Source organism: Cupriavidus pauculus (assembly GCF_022179805.1).
GTDB lineage: Bacteria > Pseudomonadota > Gammaproteobacteria > Burkholderiales > Burkholderiaceae > Cupriavidus > Cupriavidus pauculus_E.
Window position 1 is genome coordinate 399,845 of sequence record NZ_BPUO01000004.1, and the last position, 22,866, is coordinate 422,710.

The following is a 22,866-nucleotide window of genomic DNA, read 5'->3' on the forward strand; positions in this document are numbered from 1 at the left end:
AGCTGACAGGAAGCAAGCCCGCGCGATACGCCACCGATACACGGTATCGGTGAAATGGGGCCTCCACTAGCCATTGTTCGAGTACGGAGGATTCCCATGACGACGATTCGCCCCATGAAACCTGTTCGCCTTGTTGCTGCCACGCTGCTGATGCTGGGCGCGGGGCTGTTGCAGGCCGCGCATGCGCAGGCGCCCGGCATCCATCGCACCGATCTTGTGCAGCAGGCGATCTCGGTGCCCGGCAATGAGGCTGTGCAGGTCCGCGTGGATTTCGATGCTGGCGCCTTCGCGCCCGCGCACACGCATCCGGGCGAGGAAGTGGCCTATGTGCTGGAAGGCACGCTGGAATACCGGCTTGAAGGCCGCGCCCCAGTGACGCTGAAGGCCGGCCAGGCGCTGTTCATTCCGTCAGGCGTGGCGCATTCCGCGCGTAACGTGGGCACCGGCAAGGCGTCGGAGCTGGCCACGTACATCGTGAAGCAGGGCGCGCCGCTGGTTGAACTGAAGAAGTAAGGCGCAAGCAGAGGCGCGGCTCAGCCGAACTTGCGCGCCGCGTCCAGCGCCAGGCCCGAACCGATACCGCCAAACAGGTCGCCTTCCACACGACGCGCGCCGGGCAGCAGGCGTGCCAGTTGCTCGCGCAGCATCGGCACGCTGCTGGAGCCGCCCGTGAACAGGATGGTGTCGACGCCATCGGCGGGCACGCCCGCCGTCTTCAGCATGCCTTGCACGGTGCTGGCCGTCTTGCTCACGAGTTTGTCGATGGACTGGTCGAAGTCCTCACGCGTGATATCGAGCGTGGTGTCCGGCGCAATGCGTGCCAGGTCCATCGTGGTCAGCGTGTTTTCGGACAGCGCGATCTTGGCGGCCTCCACCTGGATGGCCAGCCAGTGGCCGGCACGTTCCTTGATCAGCCTGATCAGGCGGTCGAGCTTCTCGGTGTCGGCCGCGTCGCGGTAGTTGTCCATCACGATGGCCCACGCTCGGCGCGTGTAGATCAGGTTGATGGTGTGCCAGCTGGCCAGGTCGAAATACTGGCCGGACGGCATGGCCTTGCCGTTGCGCAACTGGCTGTTCAGCCCCAGCAGCGGCATCACGCTGGCCAGGCTCAGTGCACGGTCGAAATCGGTCCCGCCGATATGCACGCCGCCGTTGGCCAGGATGTCTTCGCGGCGGTCGATCTTCTTCGCGCGTTCCGGCGACAGCCGCACCAGCGAAAAGTCCGATGTACCACCGCCAATATCCGCCACCAGCACCAGTTCCTCGCTGCTGATCCCGGCCTCGTAGTCGAAGGCCGCGGCAATCGGCTCGTACTGGAACGCAATGTCCTTGAAGCCCGCGTCACGCGCGATCTCGGCCAGCGTGTCCTCGGCCAACTTGTCGGCGACGGGGTCCTCGTCGATGAAATGCACCGGGCGTCCCAGCACGGCGGCACTGAACTGTCGGCCGGCGACGCGTTCGGCACGGCCCTTCAGCTCGCCGATGAAATGCGCGAGCAGCTTGCGGAACGGCATGGCCTGGCCCATGACCTCGGTGCTGTCGTCCATCATCGACGTGCCCAGCAGGCTCTTGAGCGACCGCATCATGCGGCCTTCGTAGCCGGCCAGGTAGTCGGCCAGCGCCGCGCGGCCGTAGCTGACCAGCGGGTCTTCGGCGTGGAAGAAGATCACGGACGGCAGCGTGGACTTGCCGTCTTCCAGCGGCAGCAGCGTGGGCATGCCGGGCCGGAGCCAGCCGACGGTGGAGTTGGACGTGCCGAAGTCGACGCCGCAAGCGTTTGTGGTCATGTAAATCAGGGGTTCAGGTGCAGCGGAAGGCAGACGGCGCGCGACAGGTGCCGCCGTTGCGCGGGGCGTTATTGTAGGGGTTTTCCTGGCGTCGGGTTGAAACGCACAGCGCGGCCATCCATCGGGGATCACCCCATGCGGGTTTGTGCCAACTGTTCTCCACACGGCCGTTGCAGTCTACTGAAGCTGCAGGTTGCAGTGTGACCGACGGGTGCTTCCGCACCGGCCGGCCGTTTGGAAAACCGACTGGAGACAATACCATGGTGACCAAGCAGGACGAATCACGCATTTTCCACGAACTGCTGGCGCTGGCCACGCTGGAGGCACTGGGCGGCGCCATCGCACTAGGGTTCGTATTCAATCTGCTCACATGAGCCCCCACGGCGAGAGGGGCCGCACGGGCCGCGGATGCGGCTACGACGGCCCCTCTTGCATGACCGGCGCCTGACAGCGGCGCCTCGATCCGCCTCCCGGCAGCGTTGCCGGAACCCCACTAGAATGGCGCATCGCCTGGCAAGGTGCCGGGCTGGACCTGGGAGTCGAAGATGCGAATTCTGGTAGTTGGCGCGGGCGCCATTGGCGGATATTTCGGTGCGCGGTTGCTGCAGGCCGGGCGTGATGTCACGTTCCTGGTGCGGGCGCGGCGTGCCGCCCAACTGGCCGAGCATGGCCTGCGCGTCAAGAGCCAGCAAGGCGACCTGCATATCGCCAAGCCCCCCATCGTCCTGTCCGAACAGATCCGCGAGCCGTACGACGTGGTGCTGCTGAGCTGCAAGGCGTATGACCTTGACAGCGCCATGGATGCCATCGCCCCGGCAATGGGCCCGGACACCGTGATCGTGCCGATGCTCAACGGCATGCGCCACCTGGACCAGCTAGATGCCCGCTTTGGCGCCGCGCGCGTGATGGGCGGCCGCTGCATGATTTCTTCCACGCTCGACGAGCAGGGCACCATCCTGCATCTGTCGGCATTCCACGTGCTGTCGTTTGGCGAACGCCCGGCGGGCAACACGCCACGCGCGCAGGCGCTGGCCGAAGCGTTCGGCAACGCCGGCTTCGACGTGCAGCGCAGCGACGCGATGCTGCACGACATGTGGGAAAAATGGTTCTTCCTGGCCACGCTGGCAGCGTCCACCTGCCTGATGCGCGCCACCGTCGGCGACATCCTGGCTGCCCCGCGCGGCCGCGAAACCATCGACGCGCTATTGCAGGAATGCGCGTCGATTGCGGTGGCCAATGGCTACCCGGTACGCGATCCGGCGCTGCAGCAGGCGCGCAACACGCTGTTTGCCGATGGGTCGCCGCTGATGGCGTCGATGCTGCGTGACGTGGAGCGCGGTGCCGCCATCGAGTCGGACCAGATCGTGGGCGACCTGATCGCGCGCCGTGGCAGCGTGGCGGCACCGACGCTGACCCTGGCGCTGACCAACCTCAAGGCCTACGAGGCCCGCCGCGCACGCGGCTAATGGGCTGACGCCACCGGCTCAGGACACGCTGGCCTGTGCCGTGCGTGTCTGCAGCCACGACAACAGATCCGCCGCCGGCATGGGCCGCGCCAGCAGGTAGCCCTGCATGGCGTGGCAGCCGATGCCGATCAGCGTCTGCCGGTCGGCCTCGTGTTCCACGCCTTCGGCCACCACTTCGAAGCCGAACGACCGGCCCAGCGCCAGTACCGCGCGCATCAGGTCTTGGTTGCGCGATGAGCGGGCGATGTCGGTGATGAAGCTGCGGTCCACCTTCACGCAGGCCGCGCCAAGCTGGCGCAGCGCGCCCAGCCCCGAGTAGCCCACCCCGAAGTCGTCCAGCGCGATGGTCACGCCGGCATTGGCCATGTTGGCGAGCTTGCCCTGCACGGCTACCACGTCGAGCGCCACTTCCTCGGTGATCTCCACGGTCAGCATGCCGGGTTCGATCTTGCATTCGTCCAGCGTGGTCAGCAGCAGGGTGTCGATATCCACCTGGGCCATTTCGCGTGGCGACAGATTGATGGCGATCGGGATGCGCGGGCCGCCCTCGGCCTCCAGCGCCTTCGACATCCGGCACACCTTCGACAGCGTGGCGCGCAGCAGCGTCTCGGACAACCCCGAGGCCGCTGCCACCGACACCAGCTCCGGCGGTGGTACCCAGCCATGGCGGGCGTGCTTCCAGCGCAGCAGGGCTTCCAGGCTGCGCACCTGCGTGCCGCCTTCGCCAAAGATCGGCTGGAACCAGACTTCGAGCTTGTCGTCGGACAGCGCGCGCGGCAGGTCGCGCTCGATATCGCGCTGCATCTGCAGATGCCGGTGCAGGTCTTCGTCGAAAACGTAGCAACCGTTGCGGCCGGTGCGCTTGGCGGCGTACAGCGCGGCATCGGCAAACAGCAGCATGTCGTCCAGGCTGATGTCGGGCCCTTTGCAGATGCCAATGCTGATGCCCAGGGCGCAATACTCGTACCCATCCAGCGGCTGGCGCACCGCTTCGATCAGCCGCGCGGCCAGCGACGACGGGCAATCCGACGCCGCGAACGGATCGTAGAGCAGCATGAATTCGTCGCCGCCCATGCGGCCCACCAGCATGTCCGGCCCCGCCACGGCTTCGAGCCGGCGGGCCACCTCGCGCAGCACGCCGTCGCCGGCCTTGTGGCCGAACGCATCGTTGATGAGCTTGAAGCCGTCCAGGTCGAGCAGCAGCAGGCAATGCCGCCCGCTCATGCCGTTGGCAAAGCGCTTGTTGGCGCGGTCGAAGAAGCCGCTGCGGCTCAACAGCCCGGTCAGCGGGTCCAGGCTGGCCAGCGTCCACATCTCGTCGGCGCGGTTCACCGCGTGGTCATGCGCGATGCGCAGCGAATCCTGCAGCGCCGTGGCTTCGTTCTTGAGACGGATCGAATGCCGGATCTGCCGTTCACTTTCAAGCGTGCACCGGATCAGTGCCGCCAGGTAGAGCACCGTCGTGCCGGCCAGCCAGTACTTGTCGAAGTTGCCGAACCAGAACAGGCACGCGGCGGCCGACAGCAGCGGCGGTGTGATGAAGCACAGGGGAATGCGCGCGTACGCAAAGCCGTGCGTGACCGCACCGGCCGTGATGCCGCAAACGACGGTCAGGTAGAACAGCGTTTGCGGCGACGTATAGCCGTCGCACAGCACGGGAATCGTGGCCCACGTCAGGCCGGACAGCAGGGCCAGCGTGCAATGGATGCGCAGGTGCCGCGTCACCGTGGCCGCCACCCTGGCATCGTCACCGCGAGCGGCAATGCCCGCGCGGGTCACCGGCACCTGGCACATCCAGATCCGCAGCACGTTCCAGAGCAGCGATACCAGGAACCACGCACCCGCCGTGGCGCCGCGCCCGGCATGCCAGGCCACGGCCAGCACGCACAGGCCCAGGATGATGTTGATCGGGATCGACAGCCGTACCGTGCGGCGCACGGCCAGCAACTGGTCATGCCGTGTGAGTCGCGCCTGCGATGCATCGAGGGCGCCAGCAGTCATGCCGGCGGCTCCATCGGACGCACGCAGGGTGTTCAGCGCTCCGCCAGCGCTATTTGTTGTTTTCATGGGTTCATGCCCACCGCCATCCGTGCGAAACACGCATGGGGTCTTCCGCGTCCAGAATTACCCGGTTCCTGCCGTTTTTGTGTTTTGACTCCGTCGCAGTGCCAGCCGGCACGATGACGGGTTCATGAACCGTGGTGCCGTCAATTTCCGCGACGCCGGCATGTCCCCGAAATCCAGCGTCGAAAACGGCGAGTATAGGTCCAAACGTGTGCCGCGCCGGAACGATTGCGTCCGGGCCGCGCGTCACGCGTCGGGCGCCGGCTTGCCGTGCTGCTGCCAGAACGCCAGGAAATCGGCCACGGGCATGGCCTTGCCGAACAGCCAGCCCTGGCCGAATTGCACGCCACGTTGCCGCAGCGCCACGCACTGGGCCTCGGTCTCGATGCCTTCGGCCACCATGCGGATGCCCAGCGCGTTTGCCATGTCGATGATATGGGGCCCGACCGACTTCGACGGCGCGTCGGTGGTCATCGATCCGACAAACGCCTTGTCGATCTTGAGCCCGTCCACATCGAGGTCGTGCAGGTAGGCCAGGCTCGAATAGCCGGTGCCGAAGTCGTCGATCAGGATCGGGTGGCCGGCGCGGCGGAACGCGGCAATGGTGTCGCGGCAGGTGGCGTCGTTGGCGAAACCGCGTTCGGTGACCTCGACCCAGACCTGTCGCGCGCGAATGCCAGTGCTGGCCAGCGCGTTGCTCAGCACTGGCAGGGTGTCGCGCGCACGGAAGTCGTCCGGGGAGAGATTGATCGAGACATGCATGGCGGGGTTGGCGGCCAGGTGTGGGCCCAGGTCGCTGAGCACGGCATTGATCACGCACTGGGTGATGGCGTGGATGACCCCCACGGACTCCGCCATCGGAATGAACCGGTCGGGCAGCACGATCGTGCCATCGGCCAGGCGCCAGCGCACCAGCGCCTCGGCGCCGATGCAGCGGCCATCGGCCAGCGACATCACGGGCTGGTACACCGCGAAGAATTCCTCGCGCCGGATGGCGTTCAGCAGCGTGTATTTGGGGCTGCGCAGATGCCGGCCCCAGCGCAGCATCAGCCAGGTGGCCAGCGCACTGATCACCAGCCCCACGGGCAGGCCGACGTAGAGCAACTTCAGCCAGGTACCCGCGAACTCGCCGGACGGCTCGTAGGCCACCACCGCGAACGGTAGCATCGGCGATTCCTTGACGTCCAGATAGCGGCCGCCATGCACCTGGCCGTCCTGCTTGCCGGCCCATGCACCCTGCCGCGTGGCGGCATCGGTGTCGTTCCAGGCCGCGACCACCTCGCCCGACGTGGCATCGACCATGCCCAGCCGGATCTGCGCGTCGAGCGGCACGATGTCGATGAAGAACTGCGCATCGACGATGGCCACGTGGCGGCCAACGCGGAACTGCACCCCGCGCGGCAGCCTGCCGGCGGTGCCCAGGCGATACGCGGCCTGCAGGTGCGGCAAGGCAATCCAGGGCTGGTGTTGTCCTTCGATACTGCGCAGGGCGCCCGGAAACGACGACGAGGAGCACAGCAGCTGCCCATTGTCGAAATAGGTGATCAGGCGTGTATAGCGGTGCTGGAGATCGGCTTCGCGCATGGCGTCCAGGTGTTCCTGGCTGCAGGCGTCGCCGGTGAAGCGGTCGGCCTGGCGGGCGGCCTGGATGGCTTCGCGCGCCACCACCTCCACGCGCAGCAGCGCGCGCCCGGTGAACTCGTCCACGCGTTCGCGGAACAGTTGCTCGGCAAACTCGCGTGACAGCCACGTGGTCAGCGCCACCGGGCCGCAGACGCCTAGCGCTACCACGCAGAACATGAAGAGCCAGAGTCGCCGGGTCATCGGAGTAGGCGGTTAGGAGTGCGAGGCAGCATAGCAGATGACCCCCCGCCATCCGTCTGATATTGCGCATGCATGGACCGGATCGGCCATGCATTCGACATTTCACGACGTGCCGAAGCATTCCGGGCCGGCAAGCTGCGACTATCCATCCATCGTCAGCTCGCCGCACACACCGCCATGCCTGCCCTAACCGATGTCCTGCCAGAGTCGCTTCGCACGGCCACCATGCCGGCCGACCCCATTGCCGCCGTGGTGCACCGCGATCCCTATCCGTGGTATCGCGACCTGGCTGCCACACGGCCGTTTTACTTCGACGCCACCCTGAAGCTGTGGGTGACCGCCAGCGCGGCGGCCGTGGCCGAAGTGCTGGATCACCCCGCCGCCCGGGTGCGTCCGGCCAGCCAGCCGGTGCCGCCGGCGCTGGCGGGTGGCGCGGCGGGCGACCTGTTCGGCCGGCTGGTGCGCATGACCGATGGCCCGGCGCACGCCGCGCTGAAATCGATCGTGCTGCGGCGGCTGGCGGCGCTGGACCTGGGCCTGGCGCGTGTGCGCGCCCACGCCCTGGCCACGGCGCTGCCACGCATGACGGACGACGATGCCCACGAGGCCAATCGCTGGATGTTCACGTTGCCGGTGCTGGCCATGGCCGACCTGCTGGGTCTGCCGCTGGAGCGCGACGACGCTGGCCATGTGGCCACGCGCGTGGCGGGCTTTGTTGCCACGTTTGCCACGGCCATGTCGCCGCTGGCCACGCCGGCCGAGGTGCAGGCCGGCGCGGCGGCCGCGCAATGGCTGGGGGAATGCGTGGCGGCGTGCGAGCCGTCGGCGCCCGATGGCAGCCTGTTGCAGGCGCTATCCCGCGACGCCGCGCTGGCCGGTATCGACCGCACCGTGCTGATCGCCAACGCCGTGGGGCTGATGATCCAGGCGTGCGAAGCCACGGCGGGGCTGGTCGGCAACACGCTGGTCAGCCTGGGCCGCTCGGGCCGCCCACCGGGTGACATCGATATCGATGCGCGGGTGGCGCAAGTCGCCCGGATGGACCCGCCGGTGCAGAATACGCGCCGCTTCATGGCGGCCGATGCCACGTTGTGTGGGCAGCCGGTGCGCGCCAACGATGCCGTGCTGGTGCTGCTGGCCGGTGCCGCGCATGATCCGGCAGGCGACCCGGCGGCCGATGTGGCGCCCGGCAACCGGGCCTGGACATTCGGCGCCGGCCGCCACGGCTGCCCCGGCGACGCACTTGCCCGGGTACTGGCCGCCTGCACGGTGCAGGCGCTGCTGGGCCGTGGCCTGCAGCCCGCGCGCCTGGCCGATGGCGTACGCTATCGGCCATCGGTGAACGCCCGCATTCCGCAGTTCGCCGCGCAACCCGCTTGACCCTCATATAACTACCAGAACGGAGCCCCCATGATTGCCGTGATCTTCGAAGTCGAACCCGCCCCGGGACGCCAGGACAACTATCTCGACATCGCCGCCCACCTGAAGCCGACGCTGGAGGCCATCGACGGCTTCATCTCGGTGGAACGCTTCCAGAGTCTGACCACACCGGGCAAGCTGCTGTCGCTGTCGTTCTTCCGCGATGAGGCCGCCGTGCTGGCCTGGCGCAATACGATCGACCACCGCCGCGCGCAGGCGGCGGGGCGTGGCGGCGTGTTCGCCAACTACCGGCTGCGCGTGGCGCACGTGCTGCGCGACTACGGCCTGCATGAACGGGAGGAAGCCCCGGCCGACAGCCGGCAGGCGCACGACGCCGCCGGCCATTGATGGCTCCGGCCGGCGGGCGCCGACATTGGCATTCGTGACAATCTGACATATTCGCCCCGTAGACTCGTGCATCATCGCAGCAGAGGTCTGACCATGCAGCACCGACACGAAAGGGCGATGCGGGATGAAACGGCGCACGGGCGGCACGAAGTTGTGGGCAATGCTGAGCAAACAGGCGACGCGCAGCGCACGCGAGTTCGGCCGCACGGTCACCAAGACCGTGACCAATCCGATGCTGCGCGCGGCCAAGCAGCAGAGCCAGGCCATGAGCAAGGCGATGGGGCAGGCCGTCGGCAAGGCCGCGCGCCAGGTGGTGACCGGCGTGGTGACCCCGGCCCGCGCCCCGGTCAGCCGCGCTGGCGGCGGATCGTGGGAAGAAGGGCAATGGGGCTTCAGCCTGGGCATCGGCCGGTTGGCGCAGCGCCGTTATCGGGTGTTCGTGCCGCCCGGCGTCAGTGCGGCGCGGCCCGCCCCGCTGCTGGTGCTGCTGCATGGCTGCGGCCAGGACGCGGCCAGCTTTGCCGCCTGCGCCCGCGTGGCCACGGTGGCCCGCGACGCGCGGTGGGTCGTGCTGATGCCCGAACAGTCGGTACAGGCCAATCCGCAGCGTTGCTGGAACTGGTTTCGGCCGGCGGCGCGCGGCGCTTCGGAAACCGCGCTGCTGATGTCAATGATCGATCACGTGTGCCAGCGCTATGCCGTGATGGCGCACCGCGTGTGTGCATTCGGCCTGTCGGCGGGCGGCGCCATGGCGATGATGCTTGGCCTGCGTTATCCCGACCGGTTTGCCGCCATCGGCTCGCACTCGGGGGCGGCCCCGTACAGCGCCGTCAACGCCACGCAGGCGCCCAAGGCCATGCGCGGCGAGCGCGCGCCCGATCTTGTCGCGGCGCGCTTCGCGCTGGCCGGGCAGCGTCCGCCGCCGCTACTGTTGCTGCATGGTGACGAAGACAGCGTGGTGTCCTACGACAACGCCACGTCCACGGCGGCCATGTGGCTGGACCTGCTGCCACCGGGCGCACCGGCGCCCAAGGCATTGCCGGTCAAGCGCGTGCGCCGTGGCACGCGCCGCGCGGTGGACGTGTTCGACTGGCAGGCCGGCGCGCGCCCCTACCTGCGTGTGGTCAAGGTGGAAGGGCTGCGCCACGCCTGGAGCGGCGGCGCGCCCGGCCAGGCATTCTCCGACCCGGCCGGCCCCGACGCGCTGAAGATCGCCCTGCGCTTCTTCTCGGTCAATGGAACGGCAACGGACTGAAGCGCGGCGGCAACCTAGCGGTCATGCAGCCGCCGCACGAACCGGTCTCCGGCCGCCTGCACGAGCGTGACCAGCGCGATCAGGATCACGATGACGACGGCCATGAGCGTCGTGTCAAAGCGCTGGTAGCCGTATCGGATCGCCAGGTCGCCCAGGCCGCCGGCGCCCACGGCACCCGCCATGGCGGATGCGCCGATCAGCGACACCACGGTGATCGTGAAGCCGCCGATGATGCCGGGCAAGGCTTCGGGCAGCAGCACGTGCAGCAGGATATGCCGGCGTCGGCAACCCATGGCCTGCGCGGCCTCGACCAGGCCCGCATCCACCTCTCGCAGGCTCACTTCGGCAATGCGCGCGAAAAACGGCGTGGCGCTGACCGCCAGCGGCACCACAGCCGCCCAGACGCCGATAGTCGCGCCCACCACCAGCCGCGTGAAGGGCAGCAGTGCCACCAGCAGCACGATGAACGGCGTGGCGCGGAAGCCGTTGACCACGCCGCCCAGCACGCGATGCAGTCTTGGCGCCGGACGCACGCCGCCCGGCGCGGACACCACCAGCACCAGCGCCAGCGGAATGCCGGCCAGCGCGGCAATCGCCGCCGACGCGCCGACCATCGTCAGCGTATCGAGAAAGCCCTGCAACAGTCGTTCAATGAGGATCGGCGACATAGCCAAGTGTCCGGAAGGTCGGGGTAGACGGGATGGTGCCGCTGCCGGGCAGCGACAGCAGCAACTGGCCCTGCGTATGGCCCTGGATGCGATCGACGCTGGCATGCAGCAGGCGCACATCGACGCCCAGCAAGGTGCCCAGCTCCGCCAGTTCGGGTGGCCGGGCGCTGCCGGCGTAGTGCAGGGCACCGATGCGCCGATAGGTGCCCGACGCCGGCGGCTGCGCCACCAGCCGGGCGGCAATGTCCTCGGGCACCGCGGGTGCCAGCGGCGCGAGCAGCGCCTGCGTGGCTGCGTGGCGTGGATTGCCGAAGACCTGCCACACGGGGCCGGTCTCGGCGATGTTGCCGCGCTCCAGCACCAGCACGTCGTCGCATATCTCGCGGATCACGCGCATCTCGTGGGTGATCAGCACGATGGTCAGGCCGAGCCGCCGGTTGATGTCGCGCAGCAACTGCAGGATCGACTGCGTGGTCTCGGGGTCCAGCGCCGAGGTGGCTTCGTCACACAGCAGGATCTCGGGCCGGTGCACCAGCGCACGCGCAATGCCCACGCGCTGCTTCTGGCCACCCGACAGCCGGCCCGGATAGCTGTGCTGGCGGTCCTGCAGCCCCACCAGCGCCAGTACCTCGTCCACGCGCCGCGCAATCGCGTCACGCGGCACGCCGGCCACCTTCAGCGGCAGCGCCACGTTCTCGCGCACGGTCTTGGCCGACAGCAGGTTGAAATGCTGGAAGATCATGCCGATGCGACGCCGCAGCGCCACACGTCCGTCGTCGTCGAGCGTGGCGACATCGTGCCCGTCCACCAGCACGCGGCCTTCGGTCGGCGACTCCAGCCCGTTGATCGTCCGTAGCAGCGACGACTTGCCGGCACCGCTGCGGCCGATGATGCCGAAAATGCGGCCGGCCGGAATCTCCAGGTCGATGCCGTCCAGCGCCTGGACGGTGCCGGCGGCGCTGGCATAGCGCTTCGAAACCTGTTCGAACCGGATATGGCCGCCGGCCGGTGCGGCATGGTCCGTGGCCGGGCGCGGGACGGCGCGTACGGTGTCGCCCGCCCCGGTGGTGAACGGCAGGCCCCGTCGCAGCAATGCAGTGAGCGTGGTCATGGGGTGGCCTGTCACGGTTGCGTCTTGAGCCACGGCAGGCTGTAGAGCTTGGCGTTGTCGGCAAAGGAACTGGCCAGTTGCTTGCGGACCGCCGGCGAGTCCTGGTAGATCCGCACGAAGCGCGCCACGCGCGGGTCGGCCGCGTTGTCGTCACGCGTGACGAAGCGGATGGCAAAGTAGGTGTCGTCGATGCCCGAGTACAGCAGCCCGGCCCCTGCGACCTGCGGCTTGCCCGCGTTGACGAAGTGGGCCGGATAGCCTTGCGCCAGGTCCACGTCGTCGAGCGCGCGCACCAGCTGCGGACCTTCCACCTCGATCAGCTTGAGCTTCTTCGGGTTGCCGACGATGTCGTTGACGCTGCCCTTCGCGCCCACGCCATCGCGCAGCTTGATCAGCCCGGCCTTCTGCAGCAGCAACAGCCCGCGCCCCTGGTTGACCGGGTCGTTGGCCACGCCCACGCGCGCGCCGTCCTTGAGGTCTTCAAAGCGCTTCACGCGGTTCGAGTACAGCCCGATGTTGGACAAGACCCCGGTAGCCACGGCGCGGAACTTGTAGCCGCGTTCCTTGACGGCATTGTCGAGAAACGCCTGGTGCTGGAAGTAGTTCACGTCGAGGTCGCCGGCCGACAGCGCCACATTGGGCGTGGTCCAGTCGGTGAACTCCACCACCTTGACGTCGAGCCCCTGCTTGCGGGCCTCGGTGGCGGCAACTTCGACGGAATCGGCCAGCGCGCCAGGCGTGACACCGATGCGCAGTGGGGCGGCGTGAGCCGGGGACAGCGCCGCGAACGAGGTCAGCAGCGACACAAACAGCGGAGCGAGGGCGGAAGACAGTTTCATTGTGGTTGGACTCGAAGCGGATTGGGATGGTCAGAGATTGCGGAAGGCGTCGGCGGCATGGCGCGCGGGCAGACGGTCGCCTTCGGCGAACAGCTTCTGCCGCAGCGTGCCGTCGGCATAGGCGGTCTTGTAGCGGCCACGGTCCTGCAGCGCGGGCACGACGAGGTCGACAAAGTCCTCGTAGCTTTCGGGCACCACGGTGCGGCTCAGGTTGAAGCCGTCGATGCCGGTTTCGTCGATCCATTCGGCCAGCGTGTCGGCCACCTGCGACGGATCGCCGACGATGGCCGGATAGCGCCCGCCCAGTTCGAACAGATCGAGCAGCTTGCGGCGCGTCCAGCCTTGCTGGGCCGCCGTCTTGGTGGCCGATTCGATGGCGTTGCCGCCACCGTAGTCCACCGGATCGTCCAGGCCATAGCGGCCGAAGTCGACGCCCGTGCTGGCCGCGAAGTGGGCCAGGCCGGCTTCGCGGCTGGCGTAGTCGCGGTATTCGGCGTGCTTCTCGCGCGCCTGCGCTGCGGTCGGGGCCGTGACCACGGCCGCGCCCATGAAGACCTTCACGTCATCGGGCCGCCGGCCAGCCGCCACCAGCTGCTCGCGCAGCGCCTGCACCGTCTTGCGTGCCGCTTCCTTGCTGGGCGGCGAGATAAACACGCATTCGGCATGGCGCGCGGCAAAGCGCTGGCCGCGCCCGGAGCTGCCCGCCTGGAACAGCACGGGCGTGCGTTGCGGCGACGGCTCCGACAGGTGGTAGCCATCGACCTTGTAGTAGCGGCCGTGGTGGTGCACCTGGCGCACCCGGGCCGGATCGGCGAACACGCGGCCGGCCTTGTCGCGCCGCACGGCGTCGTCCTGCCAGCTACCTTCCCAGAGCTTGTAGAGCACGTCCAGGTACTCGTCGGCGCGGTCGTAGCGCTCGTCGTGGGCAAGCTGCGCGTCGAGCCCCATCGCCCGGGCCGCGCTGTCCAGGTAGCCGGTGACGATGTTCCAGCCTATGCGGCCGCGCGTCAGGTGGTCGAGCGTGGAAAAGCGCCGGGCCAGCAGGTATGGCTGCTCGTAGGTCAGGTTCACCGTCACGCCGAAGCCGAGGTGCCGCGTGGCGGCGGCCATGGCCGGCACCACCAGCAACGGATCGTTGACCGGCAACTGGATAGATTCGTGCAGCGTCACGTCGACGTTGTTGCGATAGACGTCGTAGACGCCGACGATGTCGGCCAGGAACAGCCCGTCGAACAGCCCGCGTTCAAGCGTGCGCGCCTGGTCGATCCAGTAGTCGAGCGTGTTGTAGTCGGCGGAACGGTCGCGCGGATGCGTCCACAGGCCATGGTTGATGTGCCCGACGCAGTTCATGTTGAACGCGTTGAGCAGGATGTGTTGCCGCCGTGGTGTGTCCGCCATCAGATGGCTCCGTGCCGTGGCGGCGGCGTGTCGTTGAGGTAATAGTTGCCGATCGCGTGGTACTTCCAGCGCACGGGGTCGTGCAGCGTATGTGTGCGGGCGTTGCGCCAGAAGCGGTCCAGGCCCTGGTGGTCGAGCGTGGAGGACGTGCCGCCCAGTTCGAACAACCGCGTGCCGGCCAGCAGCGACGCCGTGGTGGTGGCGGCGCGTGCCGCTGCCACCGCCAGCGAAGCCTGCGCGATGCTGTGCGCATCGGGCGCCTTCTGTGCGGCTTCGACGATGCGGCCCGCGCGGCGGACCAGCGCCTCGGCCGCGCGCAGCCTGACCTGGACTTCGCCGATGTGATGCAGCGTGAGCGGATCGTCGCTGGCATTGGCCACGTTCGCATCGATCCAGGGCCGCGCCCGGTCGCGCACGAAAGGCAGCGTGGCGGCCAGCGCGCCACGGCTGATGCCCAGGTCGATCGCCGCGTGCAGTAGCTGCGCGAACGGACCGATGGTTGTGGGCCGCTCGAACGACGCCAGGAACGGCACCACCCAGTCGGCTTCCACGCGCACGTTGTCAAAGGCCACCGATCCACTACCGGTGACGCGCTGGCCAAAGCCGTCCCAGTCGTCGGTGATGGTGACGCCATCGGCGGTGCGCGGTACGAACGCCAGCCATGTCACGTCGCGGCCATCGTCCTGCGTGACCACCAGTGTCGGAATCCAGTGGGCGTACACGGCGCCCGTGCAATAGAACTTCTGTCCGTCGACGCGAAAGCCATCGCCATCGCGCGTCAGTCGTGTGCGGCGCTTGAAGTCCTTGTGGCCGATCTCGGCCAGCGCATTGCCGAAGCGCTCGCCGGCCAGTGCGCGCTGATGGAAGAATGCCTGCTGGGCGGGCGTGGCGCCCACGCGCAGCACTTCCAGCGCATAGAAATGGTTTTGCGGAATCTGCCCCAGCGAGCCGTCGGCAGCGGCGATGATGGCGATGACCTCGGCCAGTGTCTCGGCCGATACGCCCGCGCCACCGTGCTCGCGCGGGACAGTGATGCCCCACAGGCCGCTGGCGCTGAACGCTTCGAGTTCGTCCCAGGGCAGCACGCGCTCGCGGTCGCGCTGGGCGGCGCCCGGTGCGAATTGCGCGGCCAGGCGATGCGCGATGGCGATGGCTTCGGCATCGTCGGCAATGACGTGGGGCACGGCGCGGGGCGCGGGCGCGGGACCCACGCGGCCATCGGCCGGAGGGGGAGTGAATAGCAGGGACATGTCAGTTCCAGGAATGCCGGCGGGGCAGCGCGTTGTTGAGCTGGTAGTTGCCGATCAGATGCAGCTTCCAGCGCACGGGGTCGTGTAGCGTGTGGGTGCGTGCGTTGCGCCAGTGACGGTCGAGGTTGTGCTTTGCGCGCGTGGCCGACGATCCGGCCAGTTCGAACAGCTTCTCGCTGGCATGCAGCGCGGCCTCGGTGGTCAGCACCTTGGCCTCGGCCACGGCAACCGACGCGCGGCCGCTCGATTCAGCGGACACTGGCTGCGTGGCGATCTCGTCGAGCACGAGCGCGGCTTCGCGCAGCACGGCCCGCGCGCCTTCGATGTCGATGGCAAGCCGGCCCACGTCGGCAATCAGATGGGGATCGTCGCTGGCGCGCGCCAGGCCCGAGTCGATCCACGGGCGTGCATGGTCGCGGACAAAGGCGACGGCGTCGTCGAAAGCGGCCTGTGCGATGCCGAGATCGATCGCGGCCTGGATCAGTTGCGAATTGGCGCCGTAGAGGCCGGGTTTGTCGGCCAGTTGCCACAGCGGCAGTACGTCGTCCGGCTGGATCGACACGTGCTCGAAGACCACCGTGCCGCTGGCCGTCGTGCGCTGGCCGAACGACGACCAGTCGTCCACCACGGTCAGCCCGGCGGCGTTGCGCGGCACCCAGACCTGCACCGGCCGGTCGTCATCGTCCAGCGCACGCGTGGGGATGCGATGCGCGAACAGCGCGCCGGTGGAGTAGTAGCGCGTGCCACTGAGCCGCAGCCCCTGCGACGTGCGGCGCAGCCGCGTGGTGCCGTCGAGCACGGTGCGGCTGCCGGCCGAACGCCGTTCGGGCCCGGCATTGCCGAGCCGCTGCCCGGCCAGTACTTCGGCGTAGATGCGGCGCTTCTGGGCTTCGGTGCCGGCTTCGCGCAGCACGCCCAGCAGGCCGAAATGGTTTTGCGGAATCTGGCCCAGCGACGCGTCGGCCGCGCTGATGATCGCGAATACATCGGCCAGCGTGACGTAGGACACCTCTGCGCCGCCATGGGCACGCGGCACGGTGATGCCGCCCAGGCCGCTCTCCGACCAGAGATCGAGTTCCGCCCATGGCAGGCGGCGCTCGCGGTCGCGCGCGGACGCACCGTCACGGAACACGGCCGCCAGCGCATGCGCGGCTTCGATGGCTTCGGCGTCGTCGCGCAGGCGGCGCACGCGGGCGGGGTCGGGAAGTCGCGGTTCGCGCGGCTGCACGGCGTGGATATCGGAAAGGTCGGTCATCGAGAATCGGGATGCGCGGCCAGGCGGGACTGCCTGTGGCACAGCGGTGTTCCGACACGATACTGCGGCGTTTGCGCAGCGCGAACGACGCGTTCCGTCTATCCATAGGCGAACGCGGCGCATAAGACCATACGCTGTCGTTCTTGCAAACGGGCGTGGGGGAGAGGGGTCAGGCCGGGCCGGCCGGCTCGATGGTGACGTCGCTGGTCGGGCACGCCACGCACGGCAGGATGAAGCCGTCATCCTTCTCGTCGGGGCTCAGGCCGGGCCATGCAATGCGGTAGCGCACGCTGCCCGCGTGCAGGCGGCTCATGCAGGCGCGGCACGTGCCATTGCGGCATGAACTGGGCAGTGCCACGCCATCGAGCAATGCAGCTTCGAGCAGCGTCAGCGATGCGGGCGCGGCAAAGCGTGCGCCGCCCGGCAGCACCTGGGCGGAGAACTCGCGGTCGTCGTCGAACGGTTCGGGCTGCGGCGCGGTCATAAAACTACTCGTCGATGTCCGGAAAGCCGGCGCGGCCGTGCGTGGCATCGCGCAGGTCCGCATGTGCCTGGTCGCGCAACGTGGCAGGCAGGCGGATCGTCAGCGTGGCGAGCGCCCCGTAACCGGTGTCGGCCAGCGAGCAGCCGGCCTCGGCATGCTGCTCGATCCAGCGGCGCACGCGCGGTTCGTCGGCGTAGTCGACCTGCACGGTCAGCGTGGCATAGGCGATGCGCTCGATGCGTGCCGCGTCCTTGAGCGCCATCGCAATCGCATCGGTATAGGCCCGCACCAGCCCGCCGGCGCCCAGCTTGATGCCCCCGTAGTAGCGCACCACGGCGGCCAGCACGCCATCCAGGTCGTGATGGCGCAGCACTTCCAGGATCGGTCGTCCGGCCGTGCCCGATGGCTCGCCGTCGTCGGACATGCCCGACTGCCCGCCCGCCAGCAGCGCCCAGCACACGTGAGTGGCGGCCGGATGCTGCGCACGCAGGTCCGCGATCACGCCCATGGCCGATTCGCGGTCGGGCACGGGCACGGCCAGCGCGATAAAGCGGCTTTTCCGTATCTCGATGTCGGCGTGGACCGGGGCGGCTAGGGTGAACGTGGGCAAGGCGGGCTTGGGGCTAAAGGCAGGCAGGAGGGCGAGTGTAGCGCAGGCGCCGGCGGGGCCGTTTGTGTGACAGCTTGCCGACGGTCAAATGACTGTCACGAAACCGTCTTAAGATCCGGACGGGGCCGATATCGGCCCACAACCGGAATTCCCGAATTCCCACTTCCCACATGGAAACGGCAGCGTCCGACTGCCACCACCCACGAACAACCATGTCCGACCAGAACGTCCTTTCCCGTCGCCGTGCCCTGAAGATCCTTGGTGGAGCCCCGATGCTGCCGCTCGGCGCTGCCGCCGCCAGCCTGGTGGGCGGCATGACCGCCATGGAGGCGGCGTTTGCCGCACCGCGCCGCAAGGCGGGCGCCGCGTTTGCATCGGCAACGTTCACGGGCATGGCTGCGCCCACGCTGGACAATCCGGCGGCCATGGCCACCACGACGGTGGGGTCGTCGCTGAAGGTTTCGTACGCCGACGGCACTGAACAGACCTACACGCTGGCCTACCAGCCGTTCTTCGTCACCGGAGACCTGGTGCCGGACGGCAAGGGCAACCGGGTGCTGGCCGGTGGCTACTACGACATCCAGAACCGGCCGATCCTGGACGACTCGGTGCCAGGCAAGTCGCGGCCGTTCTATTCCGATGCGCCCGATGGCAGCTCGCTGCTGACGCTGCGCAACGCCAAGGTACGCGGCGTCAAGGGCAATACCGTGTTCGCGGTGGTGCAGTTCGAGTACACGTCGCGCGACCAGGCCGATGCCGAGATGCATGGCATGCTGCCGTCGCCCATCGCCGTGCTGACGCTGGACCAGGACCCGAAGACCGGCAAGCTGAGCCTGGTGCAGTATCACAACGTGGATACGTCAGGCGTGAACGGGCTGTGGATCACCTGCGGCGCGAGCCTGTCGCCGTGGAACACGCACCTGTCGAGCGAGGAATACGAGCCCGACGCGGCCCGCGCGGCCACCGACAAGAAGCTGCGCGGCTTCAGCCAGCACCTGTATGGCGATGCGTCGCGCGCCAACCCCTACAACTACGGCCATCTGCCCGAGGTCACCGTGCATCCCGACGGCACGGGATCGATCCGCAAGCACTATTGCATGGGGCGCATCTCGCATGAACTCGTGCAGGTAATGCCCGACGAGCGCACGGTGCTGATGGGTGACGATGCCACCAACGGTGGGCTGTTCATGTTCGTGGCCGACCGTGCGCGCGACCTGTCGGCCGGCAAGCTGTACGTGGCCAAATGGCAGCAGACATCGGGCACCGGCCCGGGCGCGGCCACGCTGTCGTGGATTCCGCTCGGCAGCGCCACCAGCGACGAGATCCGCAAGCTGGTGGACGGCGGCGTGAAGATCGACGACATCATGGAAGTCCAGTTCAAGGACCCGGAAGACGCCGCCTACACGCGCATCCTGTTCGACGGCAAGCCTAACTGGGTCAAGCTCAAGCCGGGCCAGGAAAAGGCAGCGGCCTTTCTGGAAACCCACCGCTACGCCGCGCTGGTGGGCGGCAGCCTGGGCTTTACCAAGATGGAAGGCACCACGGTCAACATCGCCGACCGCAAGGCGTACTCGGCAATCTCCCGCATCGAATCGAGCATGCTGGCCGGCCACGCGGCCAATGCCGGCGACATCCGCGTGGAAGGGCCGTATTCGGGCGCGGTCTACGAACTGAACCTGCGCGACGCGCAGACCGACCGCGCGGGTGCGCGCATCGACAGCGAATGGGTGCCGGTGGACATGGCGCCCGTGCCGGCGCTGGTGTCCGAAGACCTGGGCGGCGGCTTCAAGAAGGCGCAGGATGCGCTGGGCAACTACGCCAACCCGGACAAGGTGGCCACGCCGGACAACCTCAAGTTCTCGGAGTCGCTGCGCACGCTGTTCATTGGCGAAGACAGCAACACGCACGTGAACAACTTCCTGTGGGCCTACAACGTCGACACGAAGCAACTGGCGCGCGTGCTGTCGTGCCCGGCTGGCGCCGAATCCACCGGCCTGCATGCGGTGGACGAAATCCACGGCTGGACCTACATCATGAGCAACTTCCAGCATGCCGGCGACTGGGAAAAGGGCCTGCACGACAAGGTGCGCGCGAAGCTGGACCCGCTGGTGCGCGCCAAATACAAGGACCGCTTTGGCGCCGCGGTGGGCTATCTCACCGCCACCCCGACTGCGCTGCGGCTGGGCAAGCGCGCCTAGGCGGCACCGACGCTGTCTGACCACGCAGGCGCCGCGGGCCTGCTACCCTGTGGGCTTGCCGACCGGCATTCCGACCGGCGCAACCCCACAGGAGACCCCATGACCCAGCCCGCCGCCGACCTGACCGCGCGCCGCATGGCGCCCGCCACCGAGCGTAACCGCGAGCCCATCCTGGCCGTGTTGCGCGGCGTGCTGCCCCAATCGGGCACGGTGCTCGAGATCGCCAGCGGCACCGGCCAGCACGCCGTGCATTTTGCGGCGGCGCTTCCCGGGCTGACCTGGCAGCCGAGCGACCTCGATGCCACGCACCGCGAATCGATTGCCGCCTGGACGGCCCACGCGCAGCTTGCGAACGTTTTGCCGCCGCTGGCCATCGACGTCCGGCAGGAGCCGTGGGGCATCGACGCGGTGGACGCCATCGTCTGCATCAACATGATCCACATTGCGCCCTGGGCCGCTGCCGAAGCGCTGTTCACCGGCGCGGGAAAGCGGCTCGGCCCGGGCGGCGTGCTGTACCTGTACGGCCCTTACCGCCGCCATGGCGCCCATACGGCCCCCAGCAACGAAGCGTTCGACCGGCAACTGAAAGTGGCCGATGCCGAATGGGGCGTGCGCGACATGGAAGACGTGATCGCGCTTGGCGCGGCGCACGGCCTGACCTGCGACGAACCGGTGCCGATGCCGGCCAACAACTTCAGCCTGGTGTTTCGCAAGGCGGGTTGAGGGCTTCGCGCACGGAATGTTGTGGAAGCGTTAAGGATTGCGACATTGCTGTGACGGTGGTTGAGCGGCCATCGCTCCATCTCTACGCTGGGCTTCGTGGTGTTCAACCAGGAGCCCGGCCATGCATGCCGAAGCCTTAGCTGTCGCGGAAATCATCGAAACCCATCGCCTGTCTCAGGTGCCCCAGCCTGACCACGGCGCGCACGACCTGTACCGGGCGATGCGCGAGGTGTTCTGCCTGCCGATCAAGGGGCTGACGCCCGCCGAGGTCATCGAGAACCGGCTTGTCGACTTGTCCATCGAAGCGCTGACGCAAGCCATCGAGGCCGGCGAGTTTTGCGTGGAGTGGGACCCGGACAGACGGTGCCAGGAGCTGCCGGTATGGCAATTCCTGGAGCCGGCACGGAGGTTGATGCCGCCTGTTATGGCTTTGCTGCGTGAGAATCGCTTCGACACAAGCGATTTCTGGTCGGACCACGGCGATGATCTGCTGGATCTGACGCCAGCCGAGGTGCTCTGCGGCAAACTGTTCATCACGCGTCAATGGGTAGACCTGGACCAGGCCAGCTACCTTGCCGAGCCCGATGCCAGGCGGCAGCAGATCGTGATGGATCACTACAAGTACGAGGTGGCGGAGCGGACGGGGGTGAGCGTATGAGTCCGTACGCTCGCGACAATCCTTGTGCTCCGATGCCACCCCGCAGCCACCTGATCGAGATCCTTGCGGACAGCGTATGCGTATTGCGTCGTGGCACGTGGCTGGTCAGGGCGGCTCGATCCCCGGAGCAGGTGTTGCCGGAATCGGTCTCCAATACGTATCGTTGGGGACCTCCGGATTCGGCACGGAATGCCGAGGCCGGTTTCCCATTCTATTGGGTGTATGCCGCCGAAGATGTCGCCACTGCGGTTTGGGAAGGCCAGTTCTGCAAAACCAGCAAGAAGCGTCCAGGCTTCTTTAAAGTGGATCGTGGCGCGGCTGAAACTGGGTTATTGGCTGTTTTCCGGCTGGAGACTGATCTGCCACTGCTAGAACTTGGCGGTAGCACGGGCACCCGGCTCGGGCTCTACGACCGCATCTCGCAACCCAACCACAAATGGTGCCAGCGCCTAGGCATGGAGTTACACCACGTGCTATCCGAACTCCACCCGCGCACTGGTGTGATCGGTATCCGCTATCCATCCAGGCGAATGCGCAATCGTTCCGCAGTGGCCATCCACTCGGATTACCTGAAGGATTGGCGACGATCGATCACGGTCCAAACGTCCCGCTTTGGCCAGATGCCGTTCCACCGTGAACTACGCCGGGATCCGTGCTGTCTCGCGGAAGTGGAAAACCGTCAGATGGCTGTGTAAGGCTGCCTACCCCCGCACCAGCATCACCAGCGCCGTGGCAATCAGGCACACGGCGAATGCGGCGCGCAGGCGGCGCTCCGGCATGCGGTGGGCCAGCGCCACACCCCACGAGATCGTGAGCATGCCCCCGAGCGACAGCGGAATGCCGCTGTACCAGTCGACATGGCCCGCGTGGGCGTAGGTGAGCAGGGCGACGACGGCGCCTGGTGTCACCAACGCCAGGGCCAGGCCCTGCGCTGCAGCCTGGCGCATGCCGAACAGGCCCACCAGTGCCGGTGCGGCGACCACGCCGCCGCCCACGCTGAAGAAGCCCGAGAACGCGCCGCCGACGACGCCGACGGCGGGGATCCACGCCGTGGAAACGCGGGCTTGCTGATGCGTCGTAGAGCGGCCGGGGAGCAGGCGCCAGAGGAAGTACAGCGCCAGTCCGATCATGAAGACGGCGAAGATGCGACGTAGCAGTGCGGCGTCGATCGATGTGGCGAGCCGGGCCGAGAGGTAGGTTGCGAGTACGGCGGACAGGCCGAGGACGACCGCGGTCTTCAGGTCGATGTCGGCGCGCTTGCGGTATTGCCAGAAGCCGATCAAGACGTTGGGCGCGATCATGACGAGCGAAGTGCCCTGCGCCAGTTGCTGGTCCATGCCGTAGAGCAGGCCCAGCGCAGGAATCGCGATCAGGCCGCCGCCGATGCCGAAGAGGCCGCCCACGCCGCCAAGCAGCCCTCCAAGTCCGAAGATGAGCAGGGCGGACAACAGCGAATGGTCAGGCATGGCGAATCAGGGGCGGGGGCGAACGAGCAAGCGCCCGATGATA

21 protein-coding genes are annotated in these 22,866 nt (G+C 67.8%); 9 read left to right on the plus strand and 12 right to left on the minus strand.

The window, feature by feature from the left end; all coding sequences use genetic code 11:
• Positions 1–114: 114 nt before the first annotated feature.
• Complete coding sequence (locus MFF62_RS10500; protein WP_238262848.1) at positions 115–513, plus strand: cupin domain-containing protein; 399 nt, start codon at positions 115–117, stop codon at positions 511–513.
• A 20-nt stretch (positions 514–533) separates the two neighbouring features.
• Here the strand turns inward: MFF62_RS10500 and MFF62_RS10505 are convergent, their stop codons facing one another.
• Positions 534–1,787 (minus strand): Hsp70 family protein, encoded by a 1,254-nt coding sequence (locus MFF62_RS10505; protein ID WP_238262849.1) that lies wholly within the window; start codon positions 1,785–1,787, stop codon positions 534–536.
• Between the two features lie 545 nt (positions 1,788–2,332).
• Here MFF62_RS10505 and panE point away from each other — a divergent pair.
• On the plus strand, positions 2,333–3,253 hold the full coding sequence (gene panE / locus MFF62_RS10510) for a 2-dehydropantoate 2-reductase (protein WP_238262851.1): 921 nt from the start codon (positions 2,333–2,335) through the stop codon (positions 3,251–3,253).
• A gap of 18 nt (positions 3,254–3,271) precedes the next feature.
• Here the strand turns inward: panE and MFF62_RS10515 are convergent, their stop codons facing one another.
• The gene (locus tag MFF62_RS10515) at positions 3,272–5,254 is read right to left on the minus strand and encodes a putative bifunctional diguanylate cyclase/phosphodiesterase (RefSeq protein WP_238262853.1); all 1,983 of its coding nucleotides are present in this window, start codon (positions 5,252–5,254) and stop codon (positions 3,272–3,274) included.
• 309 nt (positions 5,255–5,563) lie between these two features.
• Complete coding sequence (locus tag MFF62_RS10520) at positions 5,564–7,141, minus strand: EAL domain-containing protein (protein WP_238262855.1); 1,578 nt, start codon at positions 7,139–7,141, stop codon at positions 5,564–5,566.
• A gap of 177 nt (positions 7,142–7,318) precedes the next feature.
• Here MFF62_RS10520 and MFF62_RS10525 point away from each other — a divergent pair, with 177 nt between their 5' ends.
• The 3 genes from MFF62_RS10525 (at position 7,319) to MFF62_RS10535 (ending at position 10,163) form a co-directional block, all read left to right on the plus strand.
• A complete protein-coding gene (locus MFF62_RS10525) occupies positions 7,319–8,521 on the plus strand; it encodes a cytochrome P450 family protein (protein WP_238262856.1) in 1,203 nt (400 codons plus the stop codon).
• Positions 8,522–8,551: 30 nt separating this feature from the next.
• Complete coding sequence (locus MFF62_RS10530; RefSeq protein WP_238262858.1) at positions 8,552–8,908, plus strand: antibiotic biosynthesis monooxygenase family protein; 357 nt, start codon at positions 8,552–8,554, stop codon at positions 8,906–8,908.
• A gap of 124 nt (positions 8,909–9,032) precedes the next feature.
• On the plus strand, positions 9,033–10,163 hold the full coding sequence (locus MFF62_RS10535; RefSeq protein ID WP_238262860.1) for an extracellular catalytic domain type 1 short-chain-length polyhydroxyalkanoate depolymerase: 1,131 nt from the start codon (positions 9,033–9,035) through the stop codon (positions 10,161–10,163).
• Between the two features lie 14 nt (positions 10,164–10,177).
• Here MFF62_RS10535 and MFF62_RS10540 read toward each other — a convergent pair whose 3' ends face one another.
• From MFF62_RS10540 to MFF62_RS10575, 8 genes are all read right to left on the minus strand, one after another.
• Complete coding sequence (locus tag MFF62_RS10540; protein WP_238262862.1) at positions 10,178–10,831, minus strand: methionine ABC transporter permease; 654 nt, start codon at positions 10,829–10,831, stop codon at positions 10,178–10,180.
• Entirely contained in the window at positions 10,812–11,942 is a 1,131-nt protein-coding gene (locus MFF62_RS10545) for a methionine ABC transporter ATP-binding protein (protein ID WP_238262864.1), read from the minus strand. Before MFF62_RS10545 ends, MFF62_RS10540 begins: the two co-directional genes overlap by 20 nt.
• 11 nt (positions 11,943–11,953) lie before the next feature.
• The gene (locus MFF62_RS10550) at positions 11,954–12,781 is read right to left on the minus strand and encodes a MetQ/NlpA family ABC transporter substrate-binding protein (RefSeq protein ID WP_238262866.1); all 828 of its coding nucleotides are present in this window, start codon (positions 12,779–12,781) and stop codon (positions 11,954–11,956) included.
• A gap of 30 nt (positions 12,782–12,811) precedes the next feature.
• Positions 12,812–14,179: an LLM class flavin-dependent oxidoreductase gene (locus MFF62_RS10555; protein WP_238262868.1), complete on the minus strand. Its 1,368-nt coding sequence runs from the start codon at positions 14,177–14,179 to the stop codon at positions 12,812–12,814.
• Positions 14,179–15,429 (minus strand): SfnB family sulfur acquisition oxidoreductase, encoded by a 1,251-nt coding sequence (locus MFF62_RS10560; protein WP_238262870.1) that lies wholly within the window; start codon positions 15,427–15,429, stop codon positions 14,179–14,181. Before MFF62_RS10560 ends, MFF62_RS10555 begins: the two co-directional genes overlap by 1 nt.
• A gap of 1 nt (position 15,430) precedes the next feature.
• Positions 15,431–16,684 carry an SfnB family sulfur acquisition oxidoreductase gene (locus tag MFF62_RS10565; protein WP_238262872.1) on the minus strand — a complete coding sequence of 418 codons (1,254 nt, stop codon included), beginning with the start codon at positions 16,682–16,684 and terminating at the stop codon, positions 15,431–15,433.
• Positions 16,685–16,853: 169 nt separating this feature from the next.
• Positions 16,854–17,168 (minus strand): 2Fe-2S iron-sulfur cluster-binding protein, encoded by a 315-nt coding sequence (locus tag MFF62_RS10570; protein ID WP_238262874.1) that lies wholly within the window; start codon positions 17,166–17,168, stop codon positions 16,854–16,856.
• A 4-nt stretch (positions 17,169–17,172) separates the two neighbouring features.
• Positions 17,173–17,778, minus strand: coding sequence for an IMPACT family protein (locus MFF62_RS10575; RefSeq protein ID WP_238262876.1), 606 nt, complete (start codon positions 17,776–17,778; stop codon positions 17,173–17,175).
• Positions 17,779–17,990: 212 nt separating this feature from the next.
• On the opposite strand from MFF62_RS10575, the gene MFF62_RS10580 reads away from it, so the two are divergent.
• From MFF62_RS10580 to MFF62_RS10595, 4 genes are all read left to right on the plus strand, one after another.
• Complete coding sequence (locus tag MFF62_RS10580) at positions 17,991–19,976, plus strand: PhoX family protein (RefSeq protein WP_238262878.1); 1,986 nt, start codon at positions 17,991–17,993, stop codon at positions 19,974–19,976.
• Between the two features lie 99 nt (positions 19,977–20,075).
• Complete coding sequence (locus tag MFF62_RS10585; protein ID WP_238262880.1) at positions 20,076–20,699, plus strand: DUF938 domain-containing protein; 624 nt, start codon at positions 20,076–20,078, stop codon at positions 20,697–20,699.
• A gap of 121 nt (positions 20,700–20,820) precedes the next feature.
• Positions 20,821–21,357: a hypothetical protein gene (locus MFF62_RS10590; RefSeq protein ID WP_238262881.1), complete on the plus strand. Its 537-nt coding sequence runs from the start codon at positions 20,821–20,823 to the stop codon at positions 21,355–21,357.
• A complete protein-coding gene (locus tag MFF62_RS10595) occupies positions 21,354–22,052 on the plus strand; it encodes an RES family NAD+ phosphorylase (RefSeq protein WP_238262883.1) in 699 nt (232 codons plus the stop codon). Before MFF62_RS10590 ends, MFF62_RS10595 begins: the two co-directional genes overlap by 4 nt.
• Positions 22,053–22,058: 6 nt before the next feature.
• On the opposite strand, the gene MFF62_RS10600 is transcribed toward MFF62_RS10595, so the two are convergent.
• Positions 22,059–22,823, minus strand: a complete 765-nt coding sequence (locus MFF62_RS10600) for a sulfite exporter TauE/SafE family protein (RefSeq protein WP_238262885.1) — start codon at positions 22,821–22,823, stop codon at positions 22,059–22,061.
• Positions 22,824–22,866: the final 43 nt, after the last annotated feature.